This is a genomic window from Parafrankia colletiae (assembly GCF_001854655.1).
Lineage (GTDB): Bacteria > Actinomycetota > Actinomycetes > Frankiales > Frankiaceae > Parafrankia > Parafrankia colletiae.
Window position 1 is genome coordinate 24,595 of record NZ_MBLM01000114.1, and the last position, 22,170, is coordinate 46,764.

The 22,170-nt window shown below is 71.4% G+C and carries 17 protein-coding genes and 2 tRNA genes; 4 read left to right on the top strand and 15 right to left on the bottom strand.

Annotated elements, in window-relative coordinates; translation table 11 throughout:
- Window positions 1–58: 58 nt before the first annotated feature.
- The 12 genes from rodA to CC117_RS14970 all read right to left on the bottom strand — a co-directional run bounded on the left by rodA (window position 59) and on the right by CC117_RS14970 (window position 14,274).
- On the bottom strand, window positions 59–1,294 hold the full coding sequence (gene rodA, locus CC117_RS14915; RefSeq protein ID WP_071084555.1) for a rod shape-determining protein RodA: 1,236 nt from the start codon (window positions 1,292–1,294) through the stop codon (window positions 59–61).
- Window positions 1,295–1,455: 161 nt separating this feature from the next.
- Window positions 1,456–3,813 (bottom strand): penicillin-binding protein 2, encoded by a 2,358-nt coding sequence (gene mrdA, locus CC117_RS14920; protein ID WP_071084556.1) that lies wholly within the window; start codon window positions 3,811–3,813, stop codon window positions 1,456–1,458.
- Complete coding sequence (mreD, locus tag CC117_RS14925) at window positions 3,810–4,346, bottom strand: rod shape-determining protein MreD (RefSeq protein WP_071084557.1); 537 nt, start codon at window positions 4,344–4,346, stop codon at window positions 3,810–3,812. Before mreD ends, mrdA begins: the two co-directional genes overlap by 4 nt.
- Before the next feature lie 6 nt (window positions 4,347–4,352).
- The gene (gene mreC / locus CC117_RS14930; protein WP_071084558.1) at window positions 4,353–5,405 is read right to left on the bottom strand and encodes a rod shape-determining protein MreC; all 1,053 of its coding nucleotides are present in this window, start codon (window positions 5,403–5,405) and stop codon (window positions 4,353–4,355) included.
- 148 nt (window positions 5,406–5,553) lie between these two features.
- A complete protein-coding gene (locus CC117_RS14935; RefSeq protein WP_071084559.1) occupies window positions 5,554–6,585 on the bottom strand; it encodes a rod shape-determining protein in 1,032 nt (343 codons plus the stop codon).
- 555 nt (window positions 6,586–7,140) lie between these two features.
- Window positions 7,141–7,554 carry a nucleoside-diphosphate kinase gene (ndk, locus tag CC117_RS14940; protein ID WP_018634853.1) on the bottom strand — a complete coding sequence of 138 codons (414 nt, stop codon included), beginning with the start codon at window positions 7,552–7,554 and terminating at the stop codon, window positions 7,141–7,143.
- 210 nt (window positions 7,555–7,764) lie between these two features.
- A complete protein-coding gene (locus tag CC117_RS14945; protein WP_071084560.1) occupies window positions 7,765–9,114 on the bottom strand; it encodes a bifunctional folylpolyglutamate synthase/dihydrofolate synthase in 1,350 nt (449 codons plus the stop codon).
- A gap of 100 nt (window positions 9,115–9,214) precedes the next feature.
- Window positions 9,215–10,507 carry an ATP-dependent Clp protease ATP-binding subunit ClpX gene (gene clpX / locus CC117_RS14950; RefSeq protein ID WP_071084561.1) on the bottom strand — a complete coding sequence of 431 codons (1,293 nt, stop codon included), beginning with the start codon at window positions 10,505–10,507 and terminating at the stop codon, window positions 9,215–9,217.
- Window positions 10,508–10,992: 485 nt separating this feature from the next.
- A complete protein-coding gene (locus CC117_RS14955; RefSeq protein WP_071084562.1) occupies window positions 10,993–11,637 on the bottom strand; it encodes an ATP-dependent Clp protease proteolytic subunit in 645 nt (214 codons plus the stop codon).
- Between the two features lie 62 nt (window positions 11,638–11,699).
- Complete coding sequence (locus CC117_RS14960) at window positions 11,700–12,341, bottom strand: ATP-dependent Clp protease proteolytic subunit (RefSeq protein WP_071084563.1); 642 nt, start codon at window positions 12,339–12,341, stop codon at window positions 11,700–11,702.
- A gap of 308 nt (window positions 12,342–12,649) precedes the next feature.
- The gene (tig, locus tag CC117_RS14965) at window positions 12,650–14,146 is read right to left on the bottom strand and encodes a trigger factor (protein ID WP_071084565.1); all 1,497 of its coding nucleotides are present in this window, start codon (window positions 14,144–14,146) and stop codon (window positions 12,650–12,652) included.
- A 55-nt stretch (window positions 14,147–14,201) separates the two neighbouring features.
- Window positions 14,202–14,274 (bottom strand) — tRNA-Pro (locus CC117_RS14970).
- Between the two features lie 48 nt (window positions 14,275–14,322).
- Here CC117_RS14970 and CC117_RS14975 point away from each other — a divergent pair.
- Window positions 14,323–14,393 (top strand) — tRNA-Gly (locus tag CC117_RS14975).
- Window positions 14,394–14,824: 431 nt separating this feature from the next.
- On the opposite strand, the gene CC117_RS14980 is transcribed toward CC117_RS14975, so the two are convergent.
- Window positions 14,825–16,810 (bottom strand): glycoside hydrolase family 3 protein, encoded by a 1,986-nt coding sequence (locus CC117_RS14980; protein WP_084132149.1) that lies wholly within the window; start codon window positions 16,808–16,810, stop codon window positions 14,825–14,827.
- Window positions 16,811–16,964: 154 nt separating this feature from the next.
- On the opposite strand from CC117_RS14980, the gene CC117_RS14985 reads away from it, so the two are divergent.
- Both CC117_RS14985 and CC117_RS14990 read left to right on the top strand, forming a co-directional pair.
- On the top strand, window positions 16,965–18,884 hold the full coding sequence (locus CC117_RS14985) for a class I SAM-dependent methyltransferase (protein ID WP_071084570.1): 1,920 nt from the start codon (window positions 16,965–16,967) through the stop codon (window positions 18,882–18,884).
- Window positions 18,885–19,177: 293 nt separating this feature from the next.
- On the top strand, window positions 19,178–19,942 hold the full coding sequence (locus CC117_RS14990) for a L,D-transpeptidase (protein WP_071084571.1): 765 nt from the start codon (window positions 19,178–19,180) through the stop codon (window positions 19,940–19,942).
- Window positions 19,943–19,957: 15 nt separating this feature from the next.
- Here the strand turns inward: CC117_RS14990 and CC117_RS14995 are convergent, their stop codons facing one another.
- Both CC117_RS14995 and CC117_RS15000 read right to left on the bottom strand, forming a co-directional pair.
- Window positions 19,958–20,989 carry a M48 family metalloprotease gene (locus CC117_RS14995; protein WP_071084573.1) on the bottom strand — a complete coding sequence of 344 codons (1,032 nt, stop codon included), beginning with the start codon at window positions 20,987–20,989 and terminating at the stop codon, window positions 19,958–19,960.
- Between the two features lie 8 nt (window positions 20,990–20,997).
- Window positions 20,998–21,447, bottom strand: a complete 450-nt coding sequence (locus CC117_RS15000; protein WP_241830117.1) for a BlaI/MecI/CopY family transcriptional regulator — start codon at window positions 21,445–21,447, stop codon at window positions 20,998–21,000.
- A 297-nt stretch (window positions 21,448–21,744) separates the two neighbouring features.
- Here CC117_RS15000 and CC117_RS15005 point away from each other — a divergent pair, with 297 nt between their 5' ends.
- Window positions 21,745–22,152 carry a TOBE domain-containing protein gene (locus CC117_RS15005; protein WP_071084577.1) on the top strand — a complete coding sequence of 136 codons (408 nt, stop codon included), beginning with the start codon at window positions 21,745–21,747 and terminating at the stop codon, window positions 22,150–22,152.
- The last annotated feature ends 18 nt before the right edge of the window (window positions 22,153–22,170 follow it).

Genomic DNA, 22,170 nt, shown 5'->3' on the forward strand with positions numbered 1-22,170 from the left:
CCGCGAGCCTACGGCACCCGGCAGGTGACCGACCCTGCCTGCTCACGCGACCCTCCCGTCAAAGCGCGTAGGGATCGGAGCGCGAACGCAGCCGGACGTTCTGCAGCAGCCCCACCGCGATCATGTTCGCGAACATCGAGGAGCCGCCGTAGGACAGGAAGGTCAGCGGCAGCCCGGTCACCGGCATGACGCCCAGGCACATCCCGATGTTGACGAAGATCTGGAACGTGAACCAGCAGACCACGCCGGTGGCGATCAGCGCGCCGAAGGAGTCCTGGGAGTTGAAGCCGATGGTGAGCGCGCGCCAGAGCACCACGCCGAGCAGGACGATCACCCCACCGGCGCCGAGATAGCCCAGTTCCTCCCCCGCGACGCTGAAGACGAAGTCGGTCTGCTGCTCGGGTACGAACTGGCCCTGGGTCTGCTGGCCCTCGAACAGGCCCCGGCCGGTGACGCCGCCGTTGGYGATCGCGGTCATCGCCTGGTCGACGTTGTAGCCGGTCGAGGAGGACTCCTTGTTCTCCGAGACGAACGAGGTGAGCCGGGCCTCCTGGTAGGGCTTCAGCAGGTGGAACTGCAGAATCGCGCCGCCGAACAGCACCCCGCACAGGACCAGCCCGAGAACCCACCGGCGCGGAGCGCCGCTCACCCCGAGCATCCCGAGGGTGACGAAGACCAGCACCATGACCGTGCCGAAGTCGGGCTGGAGCATGATCAGCCCCATCGGGACGACGGCGAGACCCAGCACGAGCAGGACATCGCCGTGGCCCGGCGCACCCCGCCGGATACCGGTATGGCGGTCCTCGTGCTTCTCCCCCAGGATCATGGCTGCGCCGACGACGAGCGCGACCTTCGCGAACTCCGAGGGCTGCAGCTGGAACCCGGCGGGCAGGACGATCCAGGAGTGCGCGCCGTTGACGGTGGTGCCGACGAGGAGCACGGCCACCAGCCCGACCAGCGAACCCAGGTAGACGAAGGGTGCGTAGGCCCGCAGGATCCGGTAGTCCACCAGGGTGGCGGCGGCACCGAGCAGCAGGCCGATCACGAGGTTCAGCAGGTGCCGCTTCAGGAACGTCTGCGGGTCGCCTCCCGACTCCTCCAGCCGCTGCCGGGTGGCCGACCAGACGAGCAGGGCACCGATCAGGGCCAGCGCGATCACGCTGGTCTGCAGGACCCAGTCAAGCCGGCGCAGCGGCGAGTGCCGGCCGGAGGCTCGGTCCCGAAGCTGGCCGATCCGCCCTCGGACAAGAACCGGGGACGACCGCAGCGCGGTAGGACCGGGGTCCTGCGTCATCGTCCCTCCCCTGTCACACAGTCGGCGTGGGGCCCTGGGGCCCTGGAGTTCAGCGGTTCAGCGGTTCAGCGGTTCAGCGGTTCAGCGGTTCAGCGGTTCAGCGAGCAGAGTTCAGCGGCTCAGGGAACGGAGCCGCCCCGGAGGGCGGTGGTCTCGTGGTCTCAGGGCGGAGACCGGCCGCGGTCGTCGGGTGGGGGCTCCCGGGCGGCGGGGCGCGACCCGTCGGCATCCTGAAACGGCGCCGCTCCGTGCCCGCCGCCCGCGACGGTGGCCACGGTGCTGGGCGCCGCAGGTGTGAGCACGGTGGGCTGCACCGCTCCGGTGACCGTCGTCGTGCCCGCCGTGGTCGCCCCGGGCGTGGGCTCCGCCGGGGCGGAGGCACCGCTTACTCCCGGTGCTCCGGCCTGGGGCGACGTGTCAGGGGTGTCGGAGGTGGCGGGACCGCCGGGGCCGCCGCCGAACGTTCCGTCGCGCCCCAGCTCGGGCAGGCTGGCGGGCGGCTTGCCTCCGGGCAGGGCCCCGGGCACGCCGACCCCGTAGATGGCCTGGTAGATCTCCTTCGCCACCGGCGCCGCGTACTCCGCTCCGGTACCGGATTCCGGGATGCTCACGACGACCGCGAACTGTGGGTCGTTCGCCGGGGCGAAGGACGCGAACCACGAGGTGTCGTCCTTGCCCTCGACCTCGGYAGTGCCGGTCTTGCCCGCGACGGGCACCAGGTCGCTGGGCCAGTCGGCGAACGTCCCCGTCGCCGTGCCGCCCGCTTCGGTCGTCACCCCGGTCAGGCCGCCGCGGATGTAGGCGAGGTTCTCCGGCGAGATGGGCAGGCGACCGGTGACGGTCGGCTGGATCGGCGTCTGCTTCGTCCCGTCCGGCGAGATCGTCGCCCGGGCGAGGGTGGGCTTGTAGAGGGTTCCGCCGTTGGCGATGGCTGCGTAGGCGGACGCGAGCTGCAGCGGGCTGACCGAGAGGTACTGCCCCTGGCCGATGGAGAACTGCACGGCGGCGCCGGCGTTGTACAGGTAGCCGTCCACGCAGGCCTCGGCCGCGTACTTGCGGAACCGCTCGGCCTTGACCGGGTCGGGCTCCTCCGGGTAGCCGCTCTGCGCCCGCCGGCAGTAGGAGTCCTTCAGTTCCTCCCAGATCCTGCGCGCGTCCGCGCGGTCGACCACGGCGCCCGAGGTCTCGCCGGGGAGGTCGATACCGGTGCGCTTGCCGAAGCCCATGCCCTCGGCCATGCGGACGAAGTGCTCCGCCGGCTCGGCGTAGGGACCACGGCCGTTGCGCAGCCCACCGTCGGCGACCCAGGCGTCGTAGGCGAACTTGTCGAAGATGACGTCGCAGGAGATGACCAGCGCCTGGTGCAGTGTGATGGGCCCGGCGGACGACCCGTCGAAGTTGTGGAAGACCTGGTCACCGACCTGCAGGGTCGGCGCGCAGTCGAACCTGTCATCGCCCTTCGCACCCATGTGCTCCATCGCGACCGCGGTGGAGACGACCTTGAACGTCGAGGCGGCGGCGGCGGAGCCCTGGTAGGCCCGCGACAGCAGCGGGGTGCCGTTCACCGGGTCGGACAGCGCGGCGTAGTCGGCCTGCGAGATCCCGCCGACGAACACCGAGGGGTCGTACGAGGGCAGGCTGGCGAGCGCCACGACACCGCCGGTCCGCACGTCCAGAACGACGGCGGACGCCGTCCGCGCGCCCCCGCCGAGCTTCTCGAGAGTCCGGGCCAGCGCCCCCTCGGCGGCGCGCTGGACGTCCAGGTCGAGATTGAGCACCAGGTGGTCGCCGCTGACCGGCGGGGTCGTGGACTCGGTTCCGGCGACCCGGCCGAAGCGGTCGACCTCGAGCCGCTCGACCCCGTCCGCACCGCGCAGCGCGTCGTCGTAGGTGTACTCCAGGCCGGCGACGCCGATCAGGCTGTTGAGGTGATAGCCCTTCTCGTCGCCCTGGCCGTCGAGCTGGTCCTGGGAGACGGGCGCGAGGTAGCCCAGCTCGTGTGCGGCGAGCGCGTTGTTGGGGTACTCGCGGACGGCCTGCAGGTCGGYCGACACACCGGGGAAGCGGTCGGGATGCTCGATCACCGCGAGCGCCTGGGCGGGGGTCACGTCCTTGGCGACGGGGACCGGCTGGTAGGGCGAGCCGTTCCAGCACGGGGCCTTCACGGTGGCCGAACAGAAACGAACCCGCTGTTCGAGCTCCGCCAGGGGAGCTCCGATCACGGTGGCCAGCCGGTCGAGGACGGCCCGGCCCTTGTCGTCCTGCCGGTCGATGGTCGACCGGTTCACCGAGATGACCAGCGAGGTGCGGTTGCGGACGAGGGGCTGGCCCTCGTCGTCGACGATCATGCCGCGGGTCGCCGGAGTCACCACCTCGCGGACCCGGTTCGTCTCGGCGACCTGGCGGTAGCGCTCACCGTCGAGGATCTGCAGCACCCACAGCCTGGCACCCAGCGTGACCAGTAGGGAAAGCACGAGGACCCGCAGAATGAGCAGGCGGATCCGCATCCGGTCGCTCACAGCCGGCCCCGCTCCCGGTGCAGCCTACGTGCGGCGGCGAGTGCGAGCGGGAACAGGAACGGGGTGACCAACAGCCCGTAGATGCCGGCAGCGAGGGCCCGCATGAGGGCCTGGCCGCTGGTGAGAGCGGCGTCGCCGAGCAGGGCCGTCGCCGCGGCGTTACCCAGGGTGCCGAGGGCTGCCGCGGCGCCGACCGCCGCCAGCGGCACGGCGATCGACCGCTCGGCCGCGTTCATCACCAGGCCCGTGAGGTAGCCGACCAGGCACAGAACGAGTGCCGTCTGCCCGATCACGTGGCTGGAGAGCAGATCAGCCAGCAGACCMACCGCGAACCCGAGGACGGCACCGAGCAGCGGCCCCTCGATCAGCGCGACGACCGCCAGCAGGACAAGCACCAGATCGGGCCGGCCGAGCGGGGCGCCCAGCCGGGCGACCACGGACACCTGCAGGACCACGGCGACCAGCAGCAGGACGRCTGCGGCCGCGAACGCGCGCGGGTGCAGCCGTTCCTCAGAAAACCCACTGTCCCACATGTGATCTCACCCGGCGCCCTGGGTCGCCGCACCTGTGCCGGCCTGGTTCCGCCCCTGCGATGGCTGCCCGGCTTCCTGCTGGCCGGCCTGCGGCTGCCCGCCAGCCGCACCCTGACCGGCAGGCGCGGTGCCTGCAGGTGCGGTGCCAGCCGATGGGGTCGACACGGGGGCGTCACCGGCGGGTGGCTGCGCGCCGCCGGCCGGCGGCACCTCGCGCGGCGGGAGGACACGGTCGCCCGGGTCGCCCGGCGGGCCCCCGACGACGACGCCCACCAGGTCGAGGGTGCCGATCGAGACGAAGGGGCGCACCTCGGCGGTACGCGAGAGACCGCCGACGTCGACCACCTGCGTCACCTCGCCGATCGGCACGCCCGCCACATAGTCGAGACTACCAAACGTGACCAATCGGTCACCCTTTTTTACCTGGTACGAGGAGTCATAAAGGGTGAAGGTCAGGTTCCTCGGCCCCTGCCCCCCGGCGACGGCGCCGAGGAGCTGCGTGGTTTCCAGCCGGGCGCCGATCCGGCTCGTCGGGTCACAGATCAGCTTGATCACGGCGGTCTGGTCGGTCACCGAGGTCACCGTCCCCACCAGGCCCGCGGTGTTCACCACGACCTTGTCGACGGCGAGCCCGTCCCGGCGTCCCGCGTTGATGGTGACCGTCCAGTCCATCCCGGTGACGTCGCCGACCGCGATGACCCGGGCCGGAACGATCGTGTACTGCCCCTTGTCCGCGAGCAGGCGCAGCGCGGAGAGCTCCCCGGCCAGTCGGTCGATCTCGGCGTCGTCCGCGATCGACCGGCGCAGCGTCGCGTTCTCCTCGGCGAGCCGGTCGGCGCGGTCGTGGTAGCGGTTGGGATGGGTCAGCGAGGAGACCGTCCGCCCGATGGGCCGGGTCACCGTGGTCACCGCGTTCTCCACGCCGCCGACCACCGAGTGCAGTGCGCCGCGCACCCCGGTGGCGGAATCGCCCGTCCGGTAGTCGAGTGTGATCAGCGTGAAGGCGAGGACGAGCAGGGCGGCGATGACAAGGCGTGAGCGCCTGGTGTCACGTCCCACGTCGACCCTCCATCACCGCTGCCGTCCTCCTGCCGCGCGGGCCGGCCGACGGCCGGGCCTTGCGTTGCCACGGCCCGCCGGCCACCGGGCTGCCGCGGGCCGGCGGGCACCCCCGTTCACGGAACGCCCACCGACCCGGGCACGCGGGTCAGCGCTTCGGTTCGGAGATCAGAACCTGCTGCAGGGCCTCGAACTCCTCGACGCACTTGCCCGACCCCATCGCCACCGAGTGCAGCGGGTTCTCCGCGATGTGGATCGGCATGCCGGTCTCGTGCCTCAGCCGCTCGTCCAGCCCACGCAGCAGCGCGCCGCCGCCGGTCAGGACGATGCCGCGGTCCATGATGTCGCCGGACAGCTCCGGCGGGCACCGGTCGAGGGTCACCTTGACCGCGTCGATCACCGCGTTCACCGGCTCCTCGACTGCCTTGCGGATCTCCTCGGCGGTCACCACGATCGTCTTGGGCAGCCCCGTGACGAGGTCGCGTCCGCGGATCTCCGCGCTCGGCTCGTCCGGAATCTTGTGCGCCGAGCCGATCGCCATCTTGATCTCCTCGGCGGTCCGCTCGCCGAGCATCAGCGAGTACTCCTTCTTGACGTAGGAGATGATCGCCGTGTCCAGCTCGTCACCGGCGGTGCGGATCGACTGGCTCGTGACGATGCCACCGAGCGAGATGACCGCGACCTCCGTCGTGCCGCCACCGATGTCGACGACCATGTTGCCGGTCGGCTCGTGCACGGGCAGGCCCGCCCCGATCGCCGCCGCCATCGGCTCCTCGATGATGTAGACCTTGCGCGCCCCCGCCTGGTAGCCGGCGTCCTTGACGGCCCGCTGTTCCACACCGGTGATGCCGGACGGAACRCACACCACCAGCCGGGGTTTGGCGAAGTGCCTGYGGCGGTGCACCTTCTGGATGAAGTAGCGCAGCATCCGCTCCGTCGTCTCGAAGTCGGCGATGACGCCGTCCTTCAACGGGCGGACCGCCACGACATTGCCCGGGGTGCGGCCGATCATCCTCTTCGCGTCGGTTCCGACCGCGAGGATCCCGGAGGTGGTCGTGTTGATCGCGACCACACTGGGCTCGTTGAGAACGATGCCCCTGCCACGGACGTAGACGAGCGTGTTGGCGGTACCGAGGTCGACGGCCATGTCACGACCGAGGAACGACAGCGAACTGGACATCGTCGGGTGCCGGCCTTCCCGAGGGGCGCGAGAGGGGACAAGTCCGGACGGCGCGCGCGAGCGGCACCGACCGGCTCATCCCGACCAACGCGCGAAACACGTACAGAGTTCGTCGAGCGGGCGGGACGGCCCGGATGCGCCTCGCGTGGAAACGTTCACCGCAACCGGCTGGGAAGACGGTCACGGCGACCTGTCGGGCACGCTCCGGGCAGTTGAAAGCGTAGACCGCCCCCGGCGGCGTCGCCGGGCCGACCGGGAAGCGTGTCACCCCATGCGAAGCGGGGCGCGCACGGCACGCCGGCCGGATCCGCACCGGCCGTGGACGCAAGCCCACGAGAAGGCACTCCGGTACCGATCGGGCGACCGGGCCTGGACACCGACCACCCCAGGTGGGGACGGAGCACCCGCCACCACCCGGGCGGCGGGGGTCCCACCGGCGCCGGGGCGGCGCGGCGACGCCGCCACCGGCCGTGGACTCACCCTGCGTGGCGCCGGTCCACCACCCGCATCAGGTGAGGCCGGCGGCCCGGCAGCGCGGGCGGGACTCCCGGGCGGTCAGCTCAGGCCGGGGAAGAACAGGTCGATCTCGCGCTTGGCCGACTCCGGCGAGTCCGACCCGTGGACCAGGTTCTCGCCGATCTCCAGGGCGAAGTCGCCCCGCAGCGAGCCGGGAGCGGCCTTCACCGGGTCGGTGGCGCCGATGAGGCCGCGCGCAGCCTCCGTCGCACGCGGACCCTCGGCGACCAGCGCGACCAGCGGGCCGGAGGTGATGAAGTCGACCAGCTCGCCGAAGAACGGCTTGCTGGAGTGCTCGCCGTAGTGGGTCTCGGCAACCGAGCGCTCGAGCGTGCGCAGCTGCAGTGCCACGATCTTCAGCCCCTTGCGCTCGAGGCGGCCGATGACCTCACCGACGAGGCCGCGGCTGACGCCATCGGGCTTGACCAGGATGAGGGTGCGCTCGGCGGACACGGGACTCCTTCAGACTCGTTTCGTCATCTTCGACGCGGGCGGGCGACCGGTCCCTCGCGCGGCGAGGGCGACCGGGTTGGCCCTGCGCAAACTTACAGGGTCAGCGATCGTGCCCGGTGCGCGCACTCCCCCGACCCACCCGTCGGAGTGCCCGCGGTGGCCGCACGGACGGAGCAGATCAACAGCGGAGCAGACAAGCAGCGGGGCAGGTCAACGGCGGAGCAGGTGGCGAGCCTCTCCGACGGTCACCAGCGAGCCGGTGACCAGGACACCGGTCCCGCCGAGCTCGCCCTCCTCCTCGGCGAGCCGCACGGCGGCCTCCAGCGCGTCGTCAAGCCGGGGGGCGACCTCGACCCGGTCCGGGTCGAAGACGTCCACGGCGACCGCGGCCAGGTCGTCCGCGCCCATTGCCCGTGGCGAACTGCTCTGCGTGATCACAATGCTGCTCAGGACGGGCTCCAGCGCGGCGAGGATGCCCTCCGCGTCCTTGTCACTCAGCATGCCGACGACACCGACCAGAGTGTCGAAGCCGAACGCCTCGCCGACGGCCGCGGCCAGCGCCTGGGCGCCGGCGACGTTGTGCGCACCGTCCAGCACGATGGTCGGCGAGCGCCGTACCACCTCCAGCCGCCCGGGCGAGTCGRCCTGCGCGAAACCGGCCAGGACGGCGTCGGCGTCCAGCTGGCTCTGCCCGCCGCCGAGGAACGCCTCGACCGCGGCCAGCRCCACCGCCGCGTTGTGCGCCTGGTGCACGCCGTGCAGGGGCAGGAAGACCTCCTCGTAGGTCCCGCCCAGGGCGCGCAGGGTCAGCATCTGACCGCCGACGGCCGCCCGCCGGCCCACCACCCCGAACTCGAGACCTTCGCGGGCCACGGTGGCACCGACCTCGGCGGCCCGACGCAACAGCACCTCCGCGGCCGGCAGTGCCTGCTGGGCCAGTACTACGAGTGCGTCGGGCCGGATGATCCCGGCCTTCTCCGCGGCGACGGCCTCGACGGCGGAGCCCAGCTCCGGGTGGTCCAGCGAGACGGGGGTGATCACCGAGACACCGGCGTCGACGACGTTCGTGGCATCCCAGGTACCGCCCATGCCGACCTCGATGACGCCGACGTCGACCGGCGCGTCCGCGAAGGCGGCGAAGGCCATCGCGGTGAGCAGTTCGAAGAAGGTCACCCGCTCGGGATGCCGGGTGTCGATCAGCTCGGCGTACGGAATCACGTCGTCGTAGGCCCGGGCGAACACCTCCGGACTGGCGGGGACACCGTTGATGCTGATCCGCTCGGTGACGGTCTCCAGATGCGGCGAGGTGTACCGGCCTGGCCGCAGGCCGAACGCCCGCAGCAGCGCGTCGATCATCCGAGCGGTGGACGTCTTGCCGTTGGTGCCGGTGATGTGGATCGACGGGAACGACTGCTCGGGATGGCCCAGCAGGTCGACGAGGTCCCGCATCCGTTCCAGGTCGGGAAGCATCCGGTGCGGGAACCGACCGGCGAGCGCCTTCTCCACTCGGGCGAGGCCGGCGACGTCGTCCGGCGTGCTCCCCGTGCGTGCGTCTGTCACGCAGCCGAGGTTATGGCATCAGCGGACGGGCCCCGCGGTGGCGATCGCCGCGGGGCCCGAACCGGTCCAGATCGTGCGGCCACCGTGCCGGCCGCGGGCGTCAGGCCGACTTCTCCTGGCGCGGTGTGCGCTTGGAGGCGGCRACGTCCCGAGGCACCAACGTGGGGTTGACGTGCTCCAGCACGACCTCGCGGGTGATCACCGCACGGGCGACGTCCTTGCGGCTCGGGATGTCGTACATCACCGAGAGCAGGACCTCCTCCATGATCGCCCGCAGGCCGCGGGCTCCCGTCCCGCGCAGGATCGCCTGGTCGGCGATGGCCTCGAGGGCGTCGGTGGTGAAGTCGAGGTCGACACCGTCCAGCTCGAACAGCCGCTTGTACTGGCGGACCAGTGCGTTCTTCGGCTCGGTGAGGATCCGGATCAGCGCCTCGCGGTCCAGGTTGGACACGCTGGTGATGATCGGCAGACGGCCGATGAACTCCGGGATCATCCCGTACTTGAGCAGGTCCTCCGGCATGATGTCGCCGAAGACGTTCGAGGAGTCCGGGTCGTCCTTGCCGTGCAGCACGGCGCGGAAGCCGAGCGACTTCTTCCCGATGCGGGATTCGATGATGCGGTCGAGCCCGGCAAACGCCCCGCCCACGATGAACAGCACGTTCGTCGTGTCGATCTGGATGAACTCCTGATGCGGGTGTTTCCGACCGCCCTGCGGCGGCACGCTCGCGGTGGTTCCCTCGAGAATCTTCAGCAGCGCCTGCTGCACGCCCTCACCCGAGACGTCCCGGGTGATGCTGGGGTTCTCCGACTTTCGGGCGATCTTGTCGACCTCGTCGATGTAGATGATGCCCGTCTCGGCCTTTTTGACGTCATAGTCGGCGGCTTGGATGAGTTTGAGAAGAATGTTCTCGACATCCTCGCCGACATAGCCGGCCTCGGTGAGAGCCGTGGCGTCGGCGATGGCGAACGGGACGTTCAGCATCCGGGCCAGGGTCTGGGCGAGGAGGGTCTTGCCGCATCCGGTCGGACCGAGCAGGAGAATGTTGCTCTTGGCGAGCTCGACCTCGCTCTTCGCAGCGTCACTGCCGGACGCGCCGCCCGCCTGCACCCGCTTGTAGTGGTTGTAGACGGCCACCGACAGCGTCTTCTTCGCCGTCTCCTGGCCGACCACGTACCCGTCGAGGAACTCGTAGATCTCCCGGGGCTTGGGGAGTTCCTCCCACTTCAGCTCCGAGGACTCGGAGAGCTCCTCCTCGATGATCTCGTTGCAGAGATCGATGCACTCATCGCAGATGTAGACGCCTGGGCCGGCGATCAGCTTCTTCACCTGCTTCTGCGACTTACCGCAGAAGGAGCACTTGAGCAGGTCACCGCCATCACCGATGCGTGCCACCGAGGACTCAGTCCCTTCGTCCAGACGATGGTGTCGCCTGCGTGTCGGGGGCGGTGCACACCGCCCGGTCGTCGCGTGTCTGCCTCTATCCATCCCCGTGGGGACGGTACCCCGCGGGGGCGTCCGGTGAGAGCCCAATCGATGGGCTCATACCGGTCAGCCTACGGTCATCAGGCCCGTCCCCGCTCGTCCACACAGCCCGTTCAGCGCTACAGCCGGCTCGGGTGTCCGATATGAGAGGTGGTGATGCCAGCCCGTCGCATCCGACCCGCCACCGATGAGCCTGACGGGCCCGCTGACAGGCACCCGGAGACCACAGCCTGGCCTGTCCGCAGCCCGTCGACCGGGCTCGCCAGGCCRGTCCGGGCACCCGCGTCGGGGCATCCGGACCCACCGGGCTCCRGGGTTTCCGCCAGCAGCTCCCGAGGTGCTCTCGCCGAGATCCGGCCGCAGCCGCTCCGCTGCCCGGAAGGTGCCAGGCTCGATCAGCGCGAGGCGGCGAGCCGCGAGGACTTCCGAGTCTTGATCACCTCGTCGATGATGCCGTACTCCTTGGCCTCGTCGGAGCTGAGGATCTTGTCGCGCTCGATGTCCTTACGGACGTCCTCCTCGTTGCGGCCGGTGTGCTCGGCGAGCATCCGCTCCAGCAGCGTGCKCATCCGCAGGATCTCGCGCGCCTGGATCTCGATGTCGCTCGACTGGCCCTCACCCTGCGCCGACGGCTGGTGGATGAGGATCCGGCTGTTCTGCAGCGCGAACCGCTTGCCGGGTGTGCCCGCCGCCAGCAGCACCRCTGCCGCGGACGCCGCCTGGCCCATGCAGATCGTCTGGATGTCGGGCCGCACGAACTGCATCGTGTCGTAGATGGCGGTCAGCGAGGTGAACGATCCACCCGGCGAGTTGATGTAGATCGAGATGTCGCGGTCCGGGTCCTCGGACTCCAGGAACAGCAGCTGCGCCATCACGTCGTTCGCGGACGTGTCGTCGATCGGCGCGCCGAGGAAGACGATCCGCTCCTTGAGCAGCTTCGAGTACGGGTCCATCCCGTACTCACCGCGGGACGTCTTCTCGATGATGTTGGGGAGGACGTAACGGCTCTGCGTTCCGTAGTAGCCCTGTGATCCGTACATGGTGACTGCCTCCGAGGAGAGCGGGTGACGAGGGTCGGGACGGCTCGCGGCCGCGGCGGACGTCAGCTCACCGGGCCTTCGCTGGGAACCTGGCGAGCCCGCTGGACGACGTGGTCCACGAAGCCGTAGTCCTTCGCTTCCTCCGCGGTGAACCAGCGGTCGCGGTCGGAGTCGYGCTCGATCTGCTCGACGGGCTGACCGGTGTGGAACGCGATGCGCTCCTGCATCATCCGCTTCGTGTAGAGCATCTGCTCGGCCTGGATCGCGATATCGGAGGCCGTGCCGCCGATGCCGCCGGAGGGCTGGTGCATCATGATCCGCGCGTGCGGCAGCGAGTAGCGCTTGCCCGGCGCGCCCGCGCAGAGCAGGAACTGCCCCATCGACGCGGCCAGGCCGAGGGACACCGTGGCGACGTCGTTCTCGACGTACTGCATCGTGTCGTAGATCGCCATACCGGCACTGACCGAGCCACCGGGCGAGTTGATGTACAGGAAGATGTCCCGGTTGGGGTCCTCGGCGTTGWGCAGCAGCAGCTGCGCGCAGATCGCGTTCGCGATCGAGTCCTCCACCACCGAGCCCAGGAAGATGATCCGCTCACGGAGCAGACGGTTGAACACCTGCTCGTCGAAGCCGGGGCCGCTCTGTCCGGGAGAACGGAGACTCGGGCCCGGGACAGCCAGGCGAGGGGCGGCGATGTCACTCACGGTCGGATCCTCGGCTTCCTTTGGCGGCATCTGATTGACCGGCTCGACACTATCTGTGACCCGAGCCGGTTCCGGTGCTTCTCCTTCGATGTTCGCGCTGGGCGTGAGGCTGGGCCAGTCCGGCATCGGCGCCCGGCCGGTCCCGGTCCGGGACGCACCTCGTCCGCGCCGGGCCGACAGCGTGCCTCCCGGTGTCCACCTGTGGCCCCCGGACACGCGGACGGCCTCCGGAGCCAGGCCGACAGAGCCAGACTCCGGAGGCCGTCAGACGACATCCGCACGCCCGGCACCTGCCGGGCCACACACCACTACTTCGCGTCGGACCCCGGCGCGGCATCCGCCGCCGACGTGTCCTCCGCAGCAGCCGACTCCGCCACCACCTCGGTCGCGTCGTCGCCCTCCGGCACCGCCGCGGAGCCACCGATCGCCAGCTCCTCGGCGTCCAGCTCGTCCGAGATGTCCTCGACGTCATCCTCGGCGTCAGCCGCCGGACGGCGCGGCAGGTTCAGCTCCACCGGGTTGCCCTCAGAATCCGCGACCTTCGCGTTCTCCAACAGCAGGAAGAGCGCCTTCGTCCGGAGCACATCCGCCATCAGCGCCGTCAGGCCCTCGCCCTGCGCCAACTGCTGGGCGTACTGGTCCGGCTGCACACCGGCCCGCTGCGCCCGCATCAGGATCTGCTCCATCAGCTCGCCCTGATCCAGCCCGATCGACTCGGCGTCGATCACCGCGTCCAGGATGAACTGCGAACGGATGGCCTTGTCCGCGGACTTCCGGACCTCGGCGTCGAACTCCTCCTCCGACTGGCCGAGGGTCTCCAGGTACGTGGCCCGATCCGTACCGATGTGCTCCAGCTCGTGCCCCAGCCGGTGCTCCCGCGCCTCCAGCTCACCCGCCAGCACCGACTCCGGCACCGGCACCTCGACGAGCTCCACCAGCTTGTCCAACAGCTTGTCGCGGGCCTCGCCGAGCTGCTCGGCCTTCCGGCTCGTCTCCAGCCGCCCCCGGACGTCGGTCCGCAGCTCCTCCAGCGTGTCGAACTCGCTCGCCGTGGTCGCGAAGTCGTCGTCGAGCGCCGGGAGCTCCTTCTCCTTCACCCCACGGACGACAGCCGTCACCTGTGCCGTCCGCCCGGCGTACTCGCCGGCCATCAGCTCGGTGTCGAACGTGCGCTCGTCGCCCTCCGTGGCGCCGGTGATCGCCTCGTCGATGCCGTCGATCAGGTTGCCGCTACCCACCTCGTAGGACATCCCGGTCGCGGTCGCGTCCTCGATCGCCTCACCGTCGACCGACGCCGACAGGTCCAGCGAGACGAAGTCGCCCTCCTGCACCGGACGCTCCACCGGCTTCAGCACGGCGAAACGGTCACGCAGCGTGCCGAGGTACTCGTCGACCTTCTCGTCCGACACGACCGCCGGCTCGACGACCAGCTCCAGATCACCGAACTCCGGCAGCGTCACCTGCGGACGGACATCCACCTCGGCGGTGAACACGAGCTGCGACCCGTCGGCGAACTCGGTGATGTCCACCTCCGGTCGCGACAGGACATCCACCTCCTCGGCCTGCACAGCCTCCGAGTAGAACTGCGGCAGCGCCTCCTGGATCGCCTCGTCGAGGATCACGCCCCGCCCCAGGCGCTGGTCAAGGATGCGCGGTGGCACCTTGCCCGGGCGGAAACCGCTGACGCGCACCTGGCGCGCCAGCTTGCGGTAGGTGGCATCGACGGACGGCTTGAGCTCGTCGAAGGGCACCTCGACAGTGAGCTTGACCCGGGTCGGACTGAGGGTCTCCTTGGTGGCCTTCACGGCGCGGCGGTCTCCTGGTACGACGTTGGACGGGGTGACGCGCCGAGAGTATCGGTCGGGGCGGGGAGACTCGAACTCCCGATCTCCTGCACCCAAAGCAGGCGCGCTGGCCACTACGCTACGCCCCGAGGCGTTGCATCCACATCCTACGGGGTAAGCTCGTCCCGATCACCAACGCGGGTGTAGCTCAATGGCAGAGCCCCAGCCTTCCAAGCTGACCATGCGGGTTCGATTCCCGTCACCCGCTCGCGGCGGGATTCGTGTGCCCAACGGGGTTGGGCGGTGGCCCGTTATGTCGTTGGGGGGCGGTGCCCCCCATGCCCCCCCGGGCCGCCGGCGTGGTTGTGGGGCCGGGGTGGCTGGTGGGGTGCGGGTTGTGGGTGGAGGTGGGTCCGAGGTTCCGACCGGCCGGGGGTGTTGGTGGGGTGTGGTGGGCGCGTTCGGCTTGTTGGGGATTCGCGGGTGGTCGCGATCGGTGGGATGTATCTGTTGTGGTTCGGCTGGRTCGGTAGGGGGTTGAGGGCGGCCAGCAACTGGTAGGCGGGGTTGTGATGTGCGGGCTTCGGGTAGCCGAGAGGCGGGCCCGGGGCCCGTTTTGCGTGTGCGTGGAGGGGTGAACACGAGGGCGGGAGAGGCTTGATTTGTGGTCTTGTTGTGAGCCGCCTGGGGGTGGCTGGGTCAGCAGGTGCGGGGGGTGGGGAGGGTGGCGCCTCGAGGTAGCACGGTGCCGGTGGCGGTGCGGGTTGTGACGGGAAGGCGGCCGGTGGGGGTGGTGGCACCGGTGAGGACTGCGGCCAGGGCTTTCATGGATGCGGGGTCGCGGGAGTAGGTCGCCAGCCAGGCCCCGGCGCCGGGGGGTGGGCGGTACGGGGTGCCGGTCGACACGACGATGGTGCGGCGGTCGGTGGTGGGGGGTGGGGAGTTCCCGGCCAGGACGACGCGGACGGGGGTGGTGGTGGAGCCGGGGGCGGCGGGGGCACGGGGGGTGGTCGCGACGGCGCCCGAGGGCACCTGGGTGGCGGGGATGCCGCGCTCGCCGAGGGCGGCCACGAGCAGGCGGGCGGCGGCGGACGGGCCGGACACCTCGACGGGTGTGGCGGCACCGGTGGCGCCGGTCCCGCCGGGAGCACTGGTCGTCGCGGCGCCGCCGCCGGCGCGGGGKGGGTTTCGACGGAGGGGCAGCAGGTCGCAGGCCGGCTGGTCGAGCAGGGTGATCGCCCGGGCGGCGATCGCCTCGGCAGCGGCGGTGCGAGCCTGYGGGGTGCCGGGGGCGGTGGGGGTGCTGTGGGCCAGCCGCCACTTGAGGCGTAGCAGGCGGCGTACGGAGGCGTCGACGCGGTCGGGGGTGACCGCGCCGGAGCGCACGGCGGAGACCACGGCGTCGCGGGCCTGGACGACGTCCGGCGGCATCAACAGCATGTCCACGCCGGCCTGGACGGCCCGCACGGCCGCCCTGCCCGGAGAGTTGTGGTCGGTGATCGCGGCCATGTTGAGCGCGTCGGTGATGATGATGCCGTCGTAACCGAGATCGTGACGGAGCAGGCCGTCGACCACCGCTCGGGACAGCGGCGCGGGGGCATCACGGTCGAGCGCGGGGACGTTCAGGTGGCCGACCATGACCATGGGGGTGTCGGCGGCGATCGCGGCGCGGAAGGGCGGCAGGTCGACGGCGTCCAGGGCCGCGCGGTCGCGGGTGATCGTCGGCAGCGCGACATGGCTGTCCACCGACGTGGCGCCGTGGCCGGGGAAGTGCTTCGCGGCCGCCGCCACGCCGGCCTGGCGGTATCCGTTGATGGCGGCTGCGGTGAACCTCCCGACGGCGCCGGGGTCGTCACCGAACGACCGTTCGCCGATCACCGGGTTCGCGGGGTCGCTGTTGACGTCCGCGTCCGGCGCGAAGTTGACGTTGATGCCGAGGGCACGCAGATCGGTGCCGGTGATACGCGCCGCCTCACGGGCGTCGTCGGGACGTCCCGTGRCGCCCTGGGCCATCTGGCTGGGCAGCAGGGTCACGCCGTCACGGACGCGCAGGACCGGGCCCTGTTCCTGGTCCGTGGCAATCAGCAGGGGCACCGCGGCCGCGGCGCGCAGGTCGGCAGACAGGCCTGTGACCTGGGCGGGGTCGACTATGTTGTCCGGCAGGGCGCCTGGGCCTGTCCCGCCTGCGTCGAAGTAGATCACCCCGCCCAGACTGTGGGCGGCGACCGCCTCGGCCGCCGTGGYGACGCCGGAGGTTCGCCGGTTGCCGGCCATCGCGGTCGGGTCCCGGTCCGATCCGGAGGTCCCGAACACGTAGCCCATGATCATCTGGCCGACGCGCTGCTCCAGTGACAACCCGGCGAGGGTGGCTTCGACCCAACGGCTCTCCTCGGGGGACGCCTCTACCGGAAGGCCCCCCGCGCCGGGGCCCGGGCCGCTCGCGGAGAGGCCACCGCGGTCGGCTGCCTGACCGGTCGGCGTTCCGCCCCCAGGGCGCTCGCGACCCGGCTGACCGGCGCCGGAGGTCTCCGGGGCCCTGGAATCCGCGCCGACCGCCGGCCCCAGGCGATCGGAGGCGACGTCATCAGAACCGCGCCCCCGATTGACCACCACGAACAGCGTGATCCCGGCCAGCACAGCTGCCACGACCACGATGACCAGGCCCGCAGGTCGTACACGCCGCACATTCCACCTCCTGTCCGCCGCCGGTAAGGATTCGGTGCGAACCGTATCCACGCCACTCATTACGTCCTCGTGGTGGGGCCTGCGCGAACTGTCGTGGTGCAGGCATACCGTGCCGGTCAGGCTGATCCCGTCGGTCTTTCGTCCAGGAGGCGTCATGACGGAAAGAACCAGCATCCGCCGCGCGTGGTTGCCGATCGCGGCCTGCGTCGGCATCGGTGCCAATGGTCTGCGGCTGCGCGCCCGGGTCCGGGCGCTGCCCGTGATCGGGCCCGCCGGGCGGCCCGTGCATCCCTCGCACCGGTTCCTGCTCGCCGAGGGCGTCCACCTTGACGAGGCGCAGCGGCGGGCGGCGAGCGCCTACGCACGGCGGGAGGGTCTCACCGTCCTGGACCTGGTGCCATCCACTATGGCGGCGCACGAGTTGCTGGATCTGGCCCGCATGGTCGATCCCGAGCCGTACCGGGCGCAGCGCCTCGCCCCGGGGCGGGGCGCCTACCACGCACTGCTGGTCGACCAGGAGGTGCTCGACCGCTCCGGCCTGGCGCTCGTCAGGCCCGACCGCGCGGAGCTCGCCGCCGCGACAGCCACGTTGAAACTGCACGCACCGGCGGCGACCGGTCTGGCGATCCTGCCGGGGCTTGCCGCCGCGCCCGCGCAGGGCACGGCGCCCGTGCAGGGCGGCAAGGCACAGGGCAGCACCACGCAGGGCAGCGCGCAGTCCGGCGAGGCGGCACCCCGGAACGGACGGGACCGGATCGCTGTCCAGTTCGCCGCCCTGCCCTGGGAGCCAGCGCTGCCGTTCCTTCCGCTCGTGCGGGATCTGGCCGTCGGTGCCGGGGCGACGGCCGCCCCGGCCTGGGCACTCGGCGCCGCGGTGCTCTCCTGGCTGCAGCCGGCGGTGGTCGGTGCGGGGCGGATCCGCGTCCCCGCGACGGAACTCCTGCGCAGCCCGCTCACCCGCCGGCAGCCGATGGCCAGCTTCCTCGCCTCGCCACTCACGGCCGCCAGCGCGCCGCGGCCGGGGCCGCCGGCCACCGATCCCGCCGCGCTGGCGGCGAAACGGCACCAGTACCGTGCCGACCTCGCCGCCGGCGTCGATCGGTTCCTGGAGGCTCCGTCCGCGGCGTGCCCCTGGTGCGGCGGCACCGACCTTTCCCTCGCCCTGGCCGGATCGGATTCCGTGCAGGCCAAGCCAGGAGTCTTCCGGTACGACCGGTGCGGCGACTGCGGCCACGTGTTCCAGAACCCGCGGCTGACCCTCGACGGGCTCGAGTTCTACTACCGCGACGTCTACTCCGGCCTCGGCGCGGCGCTGATCGAGGAGCTGTTCCGCCGCAACACCGACATCTACCTGACCCGGGCCCGGCTCGACATCCCCGCGCCGCGGCGCTGGCTCGACGTCGGCGGCGGCTTCGGTCACTTCTGCGCAGCCGCGCGCGAGGTGTGGCCGACGACCTCCTTCGACGGCCTGGACATCGGCGAGAGCATCAACCTGGCCGGGCGCCGCGGCTGGGTCGATCACGTGCACCAGGGCCGCCTGCCGGACCTGGCCGGGGAGCTGAGCGGCCGCTACGACGTGGTCAGCATGTTCCACTACCTGGAGCACACCCGGGACCCGCGGGAGGAGCTGCACGCAGCCGCGCGCACCCTCGCGCCGGGCGGGCACCTGATCATCGAGGTACCGAACCCGCAGTGCCCTGCCGGCCGCTGGTTCGGCGCGTACTGGCCGGGCTGGTTCGTGCCCCAGCACCAGCACCTCATCCCGGCCGACAACCTGGTCCACGCTCTCGACGAGGCGGGCCTCAAGGTTCTGGACGTCTGCTTCGGCGAGGCGCACCAGGGTGGCGACGCGCCGATCGCCCTGTGGGGAGCGTGGCAGCGGGCCGCTCCGTCCCCGGCGATGCCCTGGCAGGAGGTCGCGAGCCCCGCGAGGGCTCGCGCCCGACGGGTGCTCACCGGGGCGGCCATGGGGGCGGCGATGCCGGCGGCGGTCGCCTGGGATGCCGCCAGCCGCCGCTACATGACAGGCGGCCGGCGGTCGAACGCCTACCGAGTGCTGGCCTGCCTGCGCTAGATACGTGACCGACACCAGTGCCGCGGCCCGGGCGTCGGCCGGGCGCGGTACGCGCCGTGGCGGCCTGCGCATGATCGAGCACCTCCAACGACTACCCTGAGTAACGAGCGTGACCGTAAGTAGGCGGGGCACGCCGGGCGCGCCTCGGGGGTGGCATGACCGTGGACCGGTATCAGGGCTCGGCTCCCCGCCCCCCACTCCGGCGTCGGCGGGTGCCGGGTGCGGATACGGGTGGGCCGCCCGGCATCGTCCCCGGTGGGCTGCCACCTCGCAAGCGGGCGCCGGCGCGGAGGATGGGGCCGGTCGGGGCGCTGGTGCTGGTCGGCGCCCTGCTGGGCGGTTGTGGAGGGCCGGGGGACGGCTCCGACCGTGGCCCGAGCCCTGATCCGCGACCGGGCCCGAGTGCCTCCCCTGCCGGCGTGCCCACGGGTGACGATCCGGATCTGGCGCTGCCGGCCGGCTGGAGCTGGGTCGCCTACGCGGACGTCCCTCGACTGGCGGTCTTCGGGAACCGGGGCGATGCCCAGCCAGGGTGGACCCTGGACAACCCGAACCCGCGCGGGGTCCCGCTGGTCCTCGGTGTCGAGGAACGCCAGGCCGACTGGCTGCGGATCAAGGTCCCCGTACGGCCGAACAACACCATCGGCTGGGTCCGGACGTCCGACGTCAGGATGACGACGACGCCGTTCGAGCTTCAGGTCGACCGTTCCGAGCACCGCCTGACCGTCTTCCGGGACGGTTCGGTTCTCACGAAGCTCCCGGTCGGCATCGGCACTGGCGCGACGCCGACCCCCGCTGGCACCTTCTACCTGACCGAGCTGCTGCGCCCGGCGGACCCGGGTGGCCCCTGGGGGCCGTTCGCCTACGGTCTGTCCGGCTTCTCCGATGTGATCACCGAGTTCAACGGGGCCGAGGGGATCATCGGGTTGCACGGCACCAACCGCCCGGACCTGGTCGGCTCGGACGTGAGTCTGGGATGCATCCGGCTGCGCAACGAGGATCTGCTACGCCTGGTGGACCTCCTCCCACTCGGCACGCCGGTGACAGTCGTCGGCTGACCGCCACCGCCGGCCTTACGAGTCGCCGACGTCGAAGACCCGCCGGTAGGGCAGGTCCATCAGCGCCTCGACGGCCACTCCACAGGACGCCGCAGCGAGAGCGGCCGGCAGAGCGACCAGCATCAGCCGCTTCCGCCGCTGCGGTGCGGCGAGCAGAGCCGCAACCCGCCGCGGTACCGGCCCGGGTCTCGGGCCCCGGCCGGGTGCGCCCGCCCTCAGCTTCGCCGGGCGCGCCGCCCGCATACGCCCGGGCAGCAGGGACCTGTGCCGGCGCCCGCCGCGCCCCGTCGCCGGGCGGCCCGGCGCGTCTGACACGTCCTCCGCGGCCGGTGCTGCCTGCGCGGTCGCGACGAGCGCGGCGGTGCCGACGACGTGGGCCACCGAGTGGCGGTCGCCGACGTCCTCCGCCGCCTGCTCATCCGCCCAGCGCTCGATGGCGTAGTCGACCAGGGTGACCATCGGCAGCAGGGTGGGCAGCGCGGCCGCGGCGAGCCGGGCGGCGAAGGCGAACAGGTGGTGCCGCCCGGTCAGGTGGGCACGCTCGTGTGCGAACAACGCCTGCTGCCGGCCCGCTCCGACCGCCGTGAGCATTCCCTCGGTGACCACGATGCGCCCGGGGAGACCGGGAAGCGCGAACGCGTCGGCGCGGCCATCCGGCAGCACGACGATCTCGGTGCCGCCGGGCAGCGCCGAGGCCTCCCGCCGCGCCGCGTGCACCGAGCTGCGCTGTGACCGGCCGGTCGCCAGGGCCGACAGAACCGCGACGGCACCCAGCAACAGGCACGTCCAGGAGAGCCATCGGGGCAGTGACGCGGCCGGCCAGGTCGCCGCCGTCACCGGCTCGTCCAGAATGCCCGCGATGCCGGCCACCGCCGGCATCCCGAACACGAACAGGCTCAGCGTGCCCGCCATGGCGAACAGGCCGGCAGCCGCGGTGAACCCGAGAACCGCTGCCTTGGGGGGCAGCAGGTCGACAAGTATGCGGCACGCGACCGCGCCGGCCGCCGGAGCGAGCACAAGCGAGACGAGCAGCTGGTCGACTGCCACAGGCGTCCTTACCGGTGCTGTTCGAAGTCGGGTGCCGCGCCGGTTCCCTCGCCACCGCGGCCCGGCACCACGCCACCGTCCGGCGCCGTGGGCGCGGAGGCGAGCAGGTCACGGACGAGCGCCTCGTCGGTGGGTGAGAGCGCGGCGATGAAATGGGTCAGGGCCCGCCGGTGATCAGCCTGCCCGGCGAGCAGGCGGTTCATCCGCCAGGCGACCAGCGTGGCCGGATCGCCGGGCGACGAGTAGAGATAGCCGCGGCCGTGCCTGCGCCGCGTGACCACACCCTTGGTGTGAAGCCGGGTGAGGGTCGTGACCACGGCGCTGTAGGAGAGCCGTGCCGCATCGGGCAACAGGTCACGCACCTCGCCGGGCGAGAGCTCGCCAGAACGGTGCAGTACACCCAGCACCTGCTCCTCCAGCTGCCCGGGTGGGCGTCGCCGGTGGGCCTGCTGGGTCACCGGTGGTTCCGAATCCTCATGCATCAGACTGGCCCCCCCGGGCAAATTCCGGGAAGTCGGGACGTTCCCGTCCGCGCTCCGCCTCCACGTCGAACACGATACGAGCCGATATCGCACAGTCCCGCGCATGGGCCGCACGGGACACGGAGGGTTCACACGCGACCTCCGCGCGTCGGCGGTCAGCAACCCGCTTGACCAGCCAGGACAGGTCGCAGCGGCCGCAGGTCGGCAGACCCCGCGGGGCGGCCACGGACATGGTGGAACGCGGGTGGTGTTGCGGGCGGATATGGTGCCGGCATGTCGACCTTCAGAATCAGCGAGGTCGCCGGGCTGCTCGGCGTCAGCGACGACACGGTGCGCCGGTGGGCGGATGGCGGCCGTCTTCCCACCGTGCGCGACGGCGCTGGGCGGCAGGCCGTCGAAGGAGCCGTACTGGCGCAGTTCGCCATCGACATGGCAGGCGAGCTGCCGCTGAGTTCTCCCGCCATCGTCGGCGCCTCGGCCCGCAACCGGTTCCCCGGCATCGTCACCAGGGTGCGCCGTGACGATGTCATGGCCCAGGTCGAGATCCAGTCCGGCCGGCACCGGGTGGTCTCACTGATGAGCCGGGAGGCCGCCGACGAGCTTGGCCTCGAACCGGGTGTCCTCGCCGTCGGCACGGTCAAGGCGACCAACGTCGTCATCGAGCTGCCCGAACGGCACTGACCGGCACTGACCGGCACC

What these genes read in the sequence shown, in the direction of transcription:
- CC117_RS14990 (WP_071084571.1), top strand. Translation starts at nt 19,178, where the DNA reads ATGGGGCCGGTCGGGGCGCTGGTGCTGGTCGGCGCCCTGCTGGGCGGT.
- CC117_RS15005 (WP_071084577.1), top strand. Translation starts at nt 21,745, where the DNA reads ATGTCGACCTTCAGAATCAGCGAGGTCGCCGGGCTGCTCGGCGTCAGC.
- CC117_RS14985 (WP_071084570.1), top strand. Translation starts at nt 16,965, where the DNA reads ATGACGGAAAGAACCAGCATCCGCCGCGCGTGGTTGCCGATCGCGGCC.